This is a genomic window from Arthrobacter sp. TE12231 (assembly GCF_054062895.1).
On record NZ_JBSSFS010000001.1, the window covers coordinates 1,602,340 to 1,614,743 of the forward strand.

General features: G+C 66.2%; 9 protein-coding genes. 4 read left to right on the forward strand and 5 right to left on the reverse strand.

From position 1 onward, the window contains the following. Positions 1-81: 81 nt before the first annotated feature. Both ACVWYS_RS07270 and ACVWYS_RS07275 read left to right on the forward strand, forming a co-directional pair. A complete protein-coding gene (locus ACVWYS_RS07270; protein ID WP_456509563.1) occupies positions 82-717 on the forward strand; it encodes a hypothetical protein in 636 nt (211 codons plus the stop codon). 92 nt (positions 718-809) lie between these two features. Next, positions 810-1,829 (forward strand): LLM class flavin-dependent oxidoreductase, encoded by a 1,020-nt coding sequence (locus tag ACVWYS_RS07275; protein WP_456508846.1) that lies wholly within the window; start codon positions 810-812, stop codon positions 1,827-1,829. A gap of 13 nt (positions 1,830-1,842) precedes the next feature. On the opposite strand, the gene ACVWYS_RS07280 is transcribed toward ACVWYS_RS07275, so the two are convergent. Genes ACVWYS_RS07280 through ACVWYS_RS07290 form a run of 3 tightly spaced genes read right to left on the reverse strand, consistent with a single transcriptional unit; the run spans position 1,843 to position 4,871 of the window. Further along, positions 1,843-2,625 (reverse strand): SDR family oxidoreductase, encoded by a 783-nt coding sequence (locus ACVWYS_RS07280; protein WP_456508847.1) that lies wholly within the window; start codon positions 2,623-2,625, stop codon positions 1,843-1,845. Continuing rightward, entirely contained in the window at positions 2,622-3,662 is a 1,041-nt protein-coding gene (gene iolG / locus ACVWYS_RS07285; protein ID WP_456508848.1) for an inositol 2-dehydrogenase, read from the reverse strand. Before iolG ends, ACVWYS_RS07280 begins: the two co-directional genes overlap by 4 nt. Positions 3,663-3,668: 6 nt before the next feature. Further along, positions 3,669-4,871, reverse strand: coding sequence for a phytanoyl-CoA dioxygenase family protein (locus ACVWYS_RS07290; protein ID WP_456508849.1), 1,203 nt, complete (start codon positions 4,869-4,871; stop codon positions 3,669-3,671). Positions 4,872-5,245: 374 nt separating this feature from the next. Here ACVWYS_RS07290 and ACVWYS_RS07295 point away from each other — a divergent pair, with 374 nt between their 5' ends. Both ACVWYS_RS07295 and ACVWYS_RS07300 read left to right on the forward strand, forming a co-directional pair. Continuing rightward, positions 5,246-6,274, forward strand: a complete 1,029-nt coding sequence (locus ACVWYS_RS07295; protein ID WP_456508850.1) for a LacI family DNA-binding transcriptional regulator — start codon at positions 5,246-5,248, stop codon at positions 6,272-6,274. A gap of 96 nt (positions 6,275-6,370) precedes the next feature. Then, positions 6,371-8,290 carry a plasmid pRiA4b ORF-3 family protein gene (locus tag ACVWYS_RS07300; protein WP_456508851.1) on the forward strand — a complete coding sequence of 640 codons (1,920 nt, stop codon included), beginning with the start codon at positions 6,371-6,373 and terminating at the stop codon, positions 8,288-8,290. Here ACVWYS_RS07300 and ACVWYS_RS07305 read toward each other — a convergent pair. Both ACVWYS_RS07305 and ACVWYS_RS07310 read right to left on the reverse strand, forming a co-directional pair. Next, entirely contained in the window at positions 8,262-11,117 is a 2,856-nt protein-coding gene (locus ACVWYS_RS07305; RefSeq protein ID WP_456508852.1) for an FAD-binding and (Fe-S)-binding domain-containing protein, read from the reverse strand. The genes ACVWYS_RS07300 and ACVWYS_RS07305 overlap by 29 nt on opposite strands. 44 nt (positions 11,118-11,161) lie before the next feature. Next, a complete protein-coding gene (locus ACVWYS_RS07310; protein WP_456509564.1) occupies positions 11,162-12,301 on the reverse strand; it encodes a Glu/Leu/Phe/Val family dehydrogenase in 1,140 nt (379 codons plus the stop codon). Between the last annotated feature and the right edge of the window lie 103 nt (positions 12,302-12,404).

Consider the following 12,404-nt stretch of genomic DNA (forward strand, 5'->3'; position numbering starts at 1 on the left):
GGCTTCGTTGTCTTCCGCTTGAACAGAGGATCAAAGGTGAAAAGGGCAATCATCGCATTCATTAGCGCCTCCATATTGTTGATGGCAGCTCCGCTGGCAGCGTCAGCCTCGTCCGTGGCCACGCCGGCGGGAGCCGCTGCGCCGTCGGTGGCCAACGCTTACAGTCCTCTTGCGGCGAAGTGGTGGACCTGGGCACTGAGCCAGCCGGCGGCCTCGAATCCGCTGCTCGACACCACCGGCTCGCAGTGCTCCAACCAGCAGTCCGGCCCCACGTGGTTCCTCGCCGGACTCTTTAGCACCGGTGGAAGCGTCACCCGCAGCTGCACCATTCCGGCCCACAAGGACCTGTTCTTTCCGCTCGCGAACGCCTTCGATATAGAGCCTCAGTCTGCCCATAAGACCCCCGCCTACGTCCGGGCGCAGGTCGCGCTGGCCGGCGTCCAGGCCGGGGCAAGCAATCTGACGGCGACCTTCGACGGAACAGCCGTACCCCCGGGCGTCGTGAAGTATGAAGAATCACCCATCTTTAACGTCACCCTGCCCGCTGACAACGTCTTCCGCGACCCGACGTTCGCTGGCTACTACAACATGGGGGCTGATGCCGGCCACTACGCGCTGATCAAGAATGTGCTTCCGGGCACTCATACGCTGAATTTCACGGGGACACTCAATGGCCAAACGATCAATTCGACGTACACCCTGACAGTCACGCCATAAGAGGGCACCGACACTTCCAGGCAAGCCGGGGGAGTGGAACTGTGGCAGGTGCACTTCCGAAAGTCCGAGTCCTCATGACAGTGTGTGTTCTGATGAAACGGATCGGTTTTCTCTCCTTCGGGCACTGGGGCGACGTCCCCGGTTCGCGCGTGCGTTCGGCCCGGGACGCCCTTCTCCAAGCGATTGAGCTGGCCGTGGCCGCGGAAGAAGTCGGCGTCGACGGCGCGTTCTTCCGTGTCCATCACTTTGCCGAGCAGCAGGCCTCGCCGTTCCCGCTGCTCGCCGCGATTGCAGCGCGCACCTCCCGCATCGAGATCGGCACGGGTGTCATTGACATGCGCTATGAAAACCCGCTCTACATGGCTGAGGAGGCTGGCGCCGTCGACCTCATCAGCGGCGGCCGCCTGCAGCTGGGGGTCAGCCGTGGTTCGCCCGAGACTGTGTTAGCCGGCTACGAGGCCTTCGGGCACCTCCCCGCCGAGGGCGAGTCCGACGCCGACATGGCCCGCCGGCACACCGAGCGGTTCCGTGCCGCCATTGCCGGCTTAGGCGTGGCCCGGGCCAATCCGCAGCTCAGCGGGCACAGCGGGCTGGTCCCGGTTCAGCCGTTGTCACCAACACTGCCCGAGCGGATCTGGTGGGGTGCCGGAAACCGGGCCAGCGCCCGGTGGGCGGGGCAGCAGGGAATGAACCTCATGTCCTCAACCCTGCTGACCGAGGACACCGGGGTTCCTTTCGACCAGTTGCAGGCCGAGCAGATCGCCGGATTCCGGGAGGCCTGGGCTACGGCCGGCCATGCGCACACGCCCCGGGTGTCCGTCTCGCGCAGCATCATTCCGCTGATCGATGACGAATCGCAGCGGTACTTCGGGCTGCGCGCCCAGGCCGATGCCCGGGACCAGGTGGGCTACCTCGACGGCGGCCTGGCCCGCTTCGGGCGAAGCTACATCGGCGAACCCGACCGCCTCATTGACCAGCTGGCCCGGGACGCGGCCGTGGCCGCGGCGGACACCGTGCTCGTCACCGTCCCCAACCAGCTTGGCGTGGACTTCAACGTCCGGCTGCTCGAGTCGATTTCCCGCCATCTCCGCCCGTCCCTGGGATGGGATTGACGCCGTCCCCGACTCAGTCCGAGCCGCCGATCACGTTCTGGTCCCAGTCGATCACGGATCCGGTGACCACCCCGCTCCGTGAGGAGAGCAGGAAGACCACGAACTCGGCGATTTCGTCGATCTGACCGAGCTTTCCCATGGGGACAGACGCGTTGGCCTTGTCGAGCCAGTCATCGCCGGCTCCGTGGAACCGGCGTTGGATCGCGTCTTCCCCTTCGGTCGCGGTCCAGCCGATGTTGACGCCGTTGATCCTGATTTTGTCCCAGCGGTGGGCATGCGCGGCGTTGCGGGTCAGCCCGGCCAGGCCGGCCTTCGATGCGACATAGGGTGCCAGGTACGGCTGGCCGGCGTGCTCGGACATCGTGATGATGTTGACGATGTTGCCGCCCGCGCCGCGATCCTTCAGGTGCTTGATGGCCTCGGACATGATGAAGAAGGGCGCCTTCAGGTTCACCGCGATGTGCTGGTCGAACAGCTCCGGCGTGGTGTCGGTCATGCTGCCGCGGGTGGTCAGACCGGCGGCGTTGACGACAGCGTCGAGCCGGCCGAAGCGGTCGATCGTCCTGGTCACGGTGCTGGTGGCCTGCCCGGTGTTGGCGAGATCCGCCGGCAGGAAGACGGCGGGCACGCCGAGCTCGGTTAGCTCTGCGGCGACCTTCTCGCCGGCGTCGACGGAACGTCCCGTGACGGCGATGCCGGCGGCGCCCTCCACGGCGGCCTGCCGCGCGATGCCGGCGCCGAGGCCGTGAGTGCCCCCGCTGACCAGAACGATGGTGTCCTTGAGTAGTCCTGTCACTTTCGTAGGGCTCCTTCGTGAGTAATGACCTTTTCGATAGCGATGGTTTTGCCCGTTGCGGCCGACTCGGCTGCGGCGTCGGCAAGGATGAGGGCGGCCATGCCATCCTCAAACCCCGGCGAACAGGGGATTCCGGTGTGGATGGCGTCGACAAAGGCGTCCAGCTCACGGCGGTAGGCCGCGGCGTAGCGCTCGAGGAAGAACGGCTCATACGGGTCGGCCCCTTCCACGGCCAGTGTGCCGAAGCTGCGGACCGTGGTGGGTGAAATGTTGTCCGCGCGCAGCATGCCCTGGCTGCCGAAGGCTTCCAGCCGCTGATCGTAGCCGTAGGCGCTGTGCCGGGAGTTCGTGATGCTGACTAGTTCCCCGTTCCGGCCGCGCAGGGTGATGGCGGCGGAGTCGAAGTCTCCTGCCTCGGCGATGTAGTCGGAGGAGACGTTCGCGCCGTGCGCGGTGACCTCGACGACGTCAGGGATGAAGAACCGGGCCATGTCCAGGTCATGGATGCTCATGTCCCGGAAGATCCCGCCGGACGCGGCGATATAGGAGGCGGGCGGGGGTGCGGGGTCCCGGCTCGTGATGGTCAGCTGCTCGAGCCGCCCGATTTCCCCCGCCTGGACCCGTTGGCGGATAGCTGCGAAGGTCGGATCGAAGCGCCGGTTGAACCCCATCATCACCGCGGCGGTGCTGCCGGCCAGGTCCGCCAGGCAGCTCCGCACCCGGCCAATGTCCAGATCGATCGGCTTTTCACACAGCACCGCAACACCCCGCCCGACGGCAGCCCGGATGAGGTCGATGTGCGTCGGCGTAGGCGAACAGACGACGACGGCATCCAGGGACGTATCGGCGAAGACGTCGTCGGTGGAGCCGGTAGCCCGGGCGCCATACAGGGCGGCGACCTCGCTGGCGCTGCTGATCACGGGATCGGCCACCCACGCCAGGTTCACGCCGGGGTGGGCGGCGATGTTCGCGGCGTGGACCCGGCCGATCCGGCCGGATCCACACAACGCGATGTTCAATGTGTTCCGTGAGGTCACGATCGCCTACTGACCGTCGGTGAGGCGGCGACGGCTGGCCGCTTCGAGATCGCGGGCGACGTCTTCCTCGGTGGCGTCTTCCTGCAGGCTGCGCCAGATCAGCTCGGCCTGCGATTCGGGCGCGATTCCGCCGACAGGCTGGTCCCGGTCCAGGTTGGTGGGGAAGCCGTAGCCCTCGGCGGACGCGGCGATGACATTGCGCAGGAACCTCTCGCTAGCGCCGTCGGCCTTTAGCTGCCGCAGCGTCGGGTACAGGGCCTTTGACATAACGGCGCGGTCCACCGACTCCATGGCACGGCCGAACGCGGACGAGACCTGCAGCAGGTTGGCCATGCGCCGAATGTCCGAGGACGTGTTGTGACCCGCGCCGTGGAACAGAGCCGGATTAAAGAAGACCGCGTCCCCCTTTTCCAACGGCAGCTGGACGTAATTGTCCTCGAAGTAGCGGGTGAACTCCGGCTTGTGGAAGGCGAGGTAGCCGGCGTCGTACTTATGGGAGTGCGGAAGGTAAAGAGTAGGCCCTGATTCCATGGGCATGTCGCAGTGTGCCACCGCTCCCTGCAGGGTCAGTGCGGGGGAGAGCAGGTGGACGTGGGCGGGGAAGCGCGAGGCCTGCGTCGCGGACATGAAGCCGAGATGGTAGTCGCGGTGGGCGGTCTGGGCGGCCCCGCCGGGGTTGACAACGTTGACCTGCGAGGTGACTTGATAGTTGGGGCCCAGCCAGGCCTCGGAAATGAGGGCCAGGATGTCGTTGGAGTAGTAGTCGGCGAACACTTCGGGTTCCCGGACGGCGAATTTGTCCAGTGCCCCCCAGATGCGGTCGTTGGCGCCGGGCTTGGCGAAGTGGTCTCCGGCCGCGGCGCCCGAGGCCTTCTGTTCGGCGATGATCGTATTGAAGGATGCGGTGGCGCGGTCGACGATGGCGGTGTCGCCGAAGGCGCCCTTGAAGACCACAATGCCGGGGCCGGTGCTTAGGGCGCGGATGAGTTCGGCCTGGACATCGGCCCGTTCTTCCGGAGTGTCCACGTAGTTGCGGAGGCGGTTTCCGTAGATCAGGACGTTGCGTTCGACGGCGTCAGCATACGCGTAGTCCTCGAGCCGGGTTTCCTGGCTGACGAGGGCGATGAAGTCGTCGAGTTTGCAGATGCCCTCGTCGAACCACTGCGGGCCGTTAGCGCCCAGGGTGTGTGTCTTAGCGGCGGTGGTCATGGTGTTTCCTCCTTGAAACGTCGATCTTGCGTTGATGTTGGTTCTTGTGGTTCCCAGCTTCGTTCATCCGGCCGGAGCGTCACAAGGCCAAAATCCATCAAAAAACCATCATTCGGCGCCCCCGCATTGCCCGGATGTGTCCTCGGCTACGGCCGGCTGCGGCTGCCTGCTGATGGTCACAAAAGACACGGCACTTGTTCGCTCGCACACACCGCATGCTGAACAGGCGTGACGGCCCTCTCTGGGCTCGGTCTCGCTCATGGGAGGCTCCTTTCATTGGTGGTCTCTTGCCTTCCAGCATGAGCTCATGGCAGAGTCGTTTCCACACCCAAATACATCAAAAAGACATCAGGGCGTGTTGTGGAAGGACTCTCATGACCCATCCGTTTTCGGTCAGGGAAATCGCACGCCAGGCAGGGGTAAGTGACGCGACGGTGGACCGTGTCCTCCATGACCGCCCGGGCGTACGGCAGAGCACCGTGGGGCAGGTGCGCCAGGCGATCAAGGACCTGGAGGCCCAGCGAATCCAGCTGGAGCTCACCGGACGCAGATTCATGGTGGACGTCGTCGCCGACGCTCCCGCACGGTTCACGTCGTCGGTGAAACACGCGCTGGAATCTGTCCTGCCGCTCATGCGGCCGGCAGTGTTCCGGGCCCGTTTCCATCTGCACGAGCAGTGGAGCGCCGATGAATGTGTGGCGGAATTGGACACGATCGCCAAACGGGGAAGCCACGGCGTCATCCTCAAAGCCCCGGACGTGGCCTCAATCACGGCCGCCGTGGACCGGCTGGCCCAGGTGGGGATCCCGGTTGTTACCCTGGTCACCGACCTGCCGGCCAGTCACCGTGCCGCCTACGTCGGCATGGACAACAGATCGGCGGGGGCTACAGCCGCCTACCTGATCCACCAGTGGATGGGAACCGCACCCGGAACAGTTGCCGTGACGGTCAGCAACGATTTCTTTCGCGGCGAGGAGGAACGGGAAATGGGTTTCCGGGCGGCCATGCGGGCCATGGACCCCGGACGGGACGTCCTGTATCTGCCCGGCAGCGACGGGCTGGACCGGACCACCCGGCTCCTGATGGGCGATGCCCTGGCGGCACACCGCGACCTTCGCGCCGTCTACTCGATCGGCGGCGGCAACGCCGGCATCAGCGAAGCCTTCGATGCCGCCGGCCGCCGCCCTGACGTGTTCATCGGCCACGACCTGGTCCCGGACAATATGGCTTTGCTCCGCGAGGGGAAAATCAGTGCCGTGCTGCACCATGATCTCAAGCAGGACATCCAGAGATGCTGCCGCATCATCATGCAGGCCCACGGGGCCCTGGCCGACAGTGATGCCGGCGGCGAACCCTCCAAGATTGACATCATCACTCCCTTCAACATTCCATCGGGATTCTGAGGCAACCGGCTCGCATTAGCTCGCACAAATTGGCATGCTGCGCTAAGGGTTAGTACCGTCGTCGTAACGGCACGTTCGCCATCAGGCAGGGGCACCATGAGCAAGAGCGGCAGGAATCGGCACAAGGGCAACGGCTCCGGGGGGAAGAACGGCGCAGGCTCCCAGGTGCCTGGATCCGTTTCCCTGAGCACGTTCCGCGTTGGCCGTGCACTGGACGCGCTTACGCCGGCGTTCGTGCAGTGGTTCGACGACGGCTCGCCGGGTGCCGCCGCTCTGGCGTTGGGGTGCTTGAAGCAGGTCGAGAACGTCCTCGGCCGCTATATGGACAGCACGGCCGCGGCAGAGGTGACCGGATTCGAGCCGGTTCCCCTTGCGGCCGCGATCTCCGACGAAGTCGTTGCCCTGAGCGACGCTCCTGCCGACGGGATGACGGACCTTGAGAACGCCGGTTTCATCGTTGGCGCGTTCCACGTCTATGTTGATTTCCTTGCCGAAACGGGCCAGTGGAGCGGCTCAGCAGAGCAGCTGGCAGGCGTCGTGGATTTCCTGGACCTCATCGCGGATGACGACGACGAACCCGGTGTCATCGATGTGCCGTACATCCCCGAAGAAGAGGCCCTGAAGGCTTTGTCTGAGCTCCCGCTGATCCGACGGGCGACGGCACTGCTGCGGTGGATCGGCGACGGGCGGCCCGTCACGGCCACCGGAGCGCTCCGTCTGCGCGATATCGAAGCGGCGGCTGCCTGCGTCGGCGTCGCCGTCAAGGGCGGGGCCAAGCAGACGAGTGCACCGCTGCCGGGCACTGCCGTATCCTCGGAGCCCGTGCCCACGGTCCGGAGCATGTACGAGGTGCCGCTTCTAGCACAGATGTGGAACGCCCTCGAAGCCGCCGAACTGATTCAGATCAAGTCGACAAAGGCTGTGCCGTTTCCGGACTCGGCCGCTTTCCTGACGGGCAGCGACTCGGAACGGCTGGACGAGTTCTCCCTTTTCGCGCTGTGTTTCCTGCGCGAGGCTGTGCTCGGGTTCGACCCCGAACAGCCTTGGGAAAGGATCCTCGCCGGAATCCAGACGTCGATTCTGATCGCGGCCACGACGGCGGATCCGCCGTCGATGGAGCGCGTGCTCGCCGCCCCGCACCACGCGCCAGCGGCGGAAAAGTCAATGACCGAGCTTTTGACCAGCATGGCCGTGGGGCGCCTGGAAGGGCTCTCCGAGCTGGGGCTGCTCACTATCGACACCCATTTCCGGGTGCCGGCGGCGCTCATTGGCTGCGTGGCGGACGTTTTCGACGACGACCGGCTGCTGGCAGAACTGGGCCTCGAGGAAGACCCGGACGATTCGGATGATGACAAGTTCTTGCGCTGGGGAGGTCCGGAGACGGCAGTTCCGGAGACTGCGGTGCCTCTGACAGCAGTGACGGCGGCACCGCAGGTCGGCGCCCCGGTTTTGCAGCTGAAAATCACGCTCAACGATTCGAGGCCGCCCATTTGGCGGCGGGTTCTGGTTCCAGCGGGCATGCCGCTTCCGCAGCTGCACCAGGTGATCCAATCCCTATTCGGCTGGTTCGACTACCATCTGCATGAGTTCCGGACCGGGGGCTTCCGTGGCCCCGCCTACGCGCCGTTGAACGACGAGGGTGAATTCTACGGTGACGCTTCCCTCGACGAATCGTCGGTCACGGTCGGCGACCTGCTCCCGGCCGTGGGCAGCACCCTGACCTACACGTATGACTTCGGCGATAACTGGGTGCACGGCATCAAGCTGGAGAAAGTTCTGACGTCCGACGACGACGGCGGGCAGCTCCCGCGGTGCACCGCGGGGCGCGGTGCCGCGCCGGCGGAGGACAGCGGCGGCACGCGGGGATGGGCGAACATTGTCCAGGCCGTCAACGATCCAGGCCACGAAGATAATAGGGAGTACCGGGAGTGGCTGGGAATGGTGCCGGGCGAGATCCTGGATCCCAGAGCCTTCGATATCGACGAGCTCAACGAGAACCTGGCAGACCTCTTCTGACAACTGGCTCCGGTGCCGCGGAGCTGTCCAGCGCCTCCGCGATGATCTGGACGATGTGCCGGGAGCCGCGGCCGGCGAGATCGGCCACTTGGGTCCGGCAGGAGAACCCGTCGGCGAGGATGCCCCGGTCCGGGGTAGCCGCGATCTTGCCCAGAATTCCCTGTTCGGCAATGGCCACTGAGATTTCATAGTGGCCTTTTTCCATGCCGAAATTGCCGGCGAGGCCGCAACATCCGTTGGAGACGTCCACGTCGCAGCCCATGGACGTCAGCAGCTCCAGATCCTTCTGGTACCCCATGACGGCGTTGTGATGGCAGTGGGGTTGGGCAAGGACCAGTTCGCCGCTGGCGGGCGGCTGCCAGTTGATGGATGTGAGGAATTCCGCGACGGTCCGGGTCCGGGCGGACACCTGCCGGGCGCGGTCGTCGTCGGGCAGCAGTTCGAGCAGGTCCGAGCGGAGGACTGCCGTGCAGGACGGTTCGAGTCCGATCACGGTCCGGCCGTCGGCTACATGCGGGTGCAGGACGTCCAGGGTCTTCCTGAGGGCTGCCTTGGCCGCGGTCAGCTGTCCTGTTGAGATCAGCGTTAATCCGCAGCACGCGCCGGGGCCCGCAATTTCAATGTCACAGCCCGCGGCCTGCAGAACCTTGATCGCGGCGAGGGGGACCTCGGGGCTCAGCGCGTCCGAGAACGAATCAACCCAGAGTAGGACCTTGTGGGCGGAGGACGCCGCGTGCCCTGTCGGGCTGCCTGCCCCCGCCAGGGCACGGAACGGCGCCCTGGGGAACGTCGGCAGGGACCGGCGGGGATCCGCCCCGGCGAGCCGCAGCATGGTCCGGCGGAGGATCCCGACGGAGGCAACTTTGTTGACCAGGGGGCCGAGGGGCCCGATCAGTCCCAGCCAGGCGGGCAACCGGCCGAGCGTGTAATGGCTGAGCGGACGCAGCCGGCCTTTGTAGCTCTGGTGCAGTGCCTCCGACTTGTACATGGCCATGTCGATGCCGGTGGGGCAGTCGCTGGCGCAAGCCTTGCAGCTCAGGCACAGATCGAGGGCCTCATGGACTTCCGGGGACTTCCAGGACATGTCCACTACGCCGCCGTTGAGCATTTCCTGCAGGACGCGGGCCCGGCCCCTGGTGGTGTCCTTTTCATCCTTGGTGGCGAGGTAGGACGGACACATGAACCCGCCCTCCTCGCGGAGATCGGCCCGGCATTTGCCGACGCCAACGCAGCGGTGCACGGCGTTGGTGATGTTGCCGGCGTCGTGCGCAAACGCAAAACCGTCCGATGCCAGCAGGTTGCCGGCGTGCGGGCGGCGCAGGTGCGCGTCGAACGGGTCCGGATTGATGATGACGCCGGGGTTGAAGATGTCCTGGAGATCGAAGAGGGCTTTGAACCCGGCCATCGCGGCCAGGGCCCGGGGCGAATACATGGTTTTCAGCAGTTCGCCGCGTGCCCGGCCGTCGCCGTGTTCGCCCGAGAGCGAGCCGCCGTACTTGGCGACGAGGTCCGCCGCCGCCGTCAGGAAGCGGCGCATCACACCGGCATCGTCGTCCAGCGGGAAGTCGATCCTGACGTGGACGCAGCCGTCGCCAAAGTGGCCGTATGCCAGCCCTGACACGTTTTCGCGGGCCATGAGCAGTTCAAGATCGCGAAGGTAGTCGCCCAGATGTTCCGGCGGGACGGCCGAATCTTCCCAGCCCGGCCAGGCCTGGGTCCCGGCGGCGGTCCGGCCGGCCAGCCCGGCGCCGTCGGCCCGAATCTGCCACAACCGCGTGGCCTCCGGGCCGGCCGGAAGGATCAGCGAGTCGATCGCCCCCGCATCCAGGACCATCCGTTCGGCTGCCGCCACCGCCTCCTCCGACGTCGCTCCTCCCACTTCCACCATGAGCCAGCCGTTGCCGGCTGGCATGGTGGGGACGGCGTGCACGCCTTTGGCGTTGCGGACCACGTCGACCAGCTGTGCGTCCAGGCCCTCCAGGGCCAGCGGACGGTGTGGAAGCAGCCCGGGAACCGCATCAGCCGCGGCCGGCATGTCCGGATAGCCCAGGACGGCCAAGGCCGGGGCCGCCGCCAGCGGGACCAGCCGGACCTCGGCCTCCAGGATGATGCCGCAGGTACCTTCCGTCCCCGTCAGGGCGGCGGCCAGGTTGGCGCCGTTCTCCGGCAGGAGGTGCTCCAGGCTGTAGCCCGAGATTTGGCGGCCGAACCGGCCGAATTCCAGCCGGAGGACCTCCAGGTTGGCCGTGATGAACTCATCGAGTCCGGGGATCCGGGCCGTGGCATCCTTGCCCGCGCCCAGCTCCACCACGTGTCCCGAGCCGGTGAGCCAGCGCAGCCGGTGCACGTTGTCCGCCGTCCGCCCGTACGAGAGCCCGTGCGGGCCGCACGCGTTGTTGCCGATCATGCCGCCGATCGTGCACCGCGTGGCCGTGGACGGATCAGGCCCGAACCGCAGCCCGTGGACGGCGGCCGCCCGCTGCAGGTCACTGAGGACAACGCCGGGCTGGACCACCGCCGTCCGGTTTTGCGGATCGATGTTGATGATCCGGTTCATGAACCGGCTGAAGTCCAGCACCAGTCCTGGCCCCACCGCGTTGCCGGCGCACGACGTCCCGGCACCGCGGCCGGTGACGGCGAGTCCGTGCCGGCGGGCAATCCTGACCGCCTCGACGACGTCGTCCGCAGTCTTGGGCATGACCACCACCTGGGGCACCACGCGGTAGTTCGAGGCGTCGGTCGAATATTCCGCACGCCGACGGGTGCTGCTGTCGACGATGCCCGCAATTGCTGCGGTGAGTTCGTCGACAATCTGGTCAATGTTCATGCGTGGTGCTCTTCCTTGTCCCTGCGGCGTTGCGTGGTGGGAGGTTAGTACTGCAGGGGCTTGCCGCGCAGCTCCATGGCCCGGCGGACACGGTTCTGGGCCAGTGAGCGGGCGGCATGGTGGGTGGTGGAATCCAGTTTTTCCGCCTCTGCCAGGACGATGGCCGTGTTCTCGCGGAGCTTGTGGGAGACGGTGGTGAAGATCTGGTCCGTCTCGGGACGGAACGGCGAATACCGGGACTCCATGGCGAAGGCTGCACTGACCACGCCGCCTGCGTTGGCGACGAAGTCGGGCACGACCGTCACGGACGCCGCGCGCAGCGCCTGCTGTGCCGCGGCGTTAGTGGGAAGGTTGGCGCCCTCCACCACGAGCTTGGCCGAGATGCCGGCGACGTTTCCCTCATGGAGGACATCCTGCAGGGCAGCAGGGATGGCGATTTCGGCGTCGACGAATAACTCGGTGCCTGCCGGGATAGCCAGCTCCGGGAACTCTCTGACCAGTCCGTCGCCGAGCCGCGGCCGCATGGCCAGCAGCATGGGAATGTCCAGCCCGGCGGGATCGTGAAGCGCGCCCTCAGCGGTGGAAATCGACACAACGCTGTAGCCGAGCTCATGCAGCCGGGCCGCCGTGGCATGCCCGACGGCGCCGAAACCCTGGATGGCCACGCGCTGGCCCTGGAGGCCGATGGTTGCCGCGGCCTCATCCGTGACTTCGGCGACGCCGTAGCCGGTGATGCCCAGCTGGTCGTAGGGCACGCCGCCGAGGTCGTACGGAGTGCCCACCGCGGCGCCGCGGTCGCCCAATTCGTCGATGATGATGGCCGCGTCGTTTTCCGTCAGCCCCATGTCCAGGCCAAAGACGTACTCGGACGGGACCTCATTGCTCAGGGCCCGGACAAAGGAGCGAAGGATTGCTTCCTTGTGGGGCGAGTTGGGATCGGCGCGGATGCCGGCTTTGGCGCCGCCGAAGAAAAGGTCGACGCCGGCCCACTTCCAGGTCATGACCCGGGCCAGGCGGGCAATTTCCTCGACGGTGACGCCGGGCTGCATCCGGGTGCCGCCCTTGCCCATGCCGCGGGCGGTGTTGTCGATGACCAGCACGCCCTTCATACCTGTTTTTGCGTCGCTGACCGTGACGATCTTTTCCGGTCCCCATTCATCCATCATGTCGAACAGACTGGTCATCGTGGGATACTCCTTCTGTGCTGGGGCCAAGTGTTCCGGGGCCAAGTGTGCTGGCGGCTAAGTGATCTGACGGGGGACGGGCCGCGGAGACGGTGCCGGACGG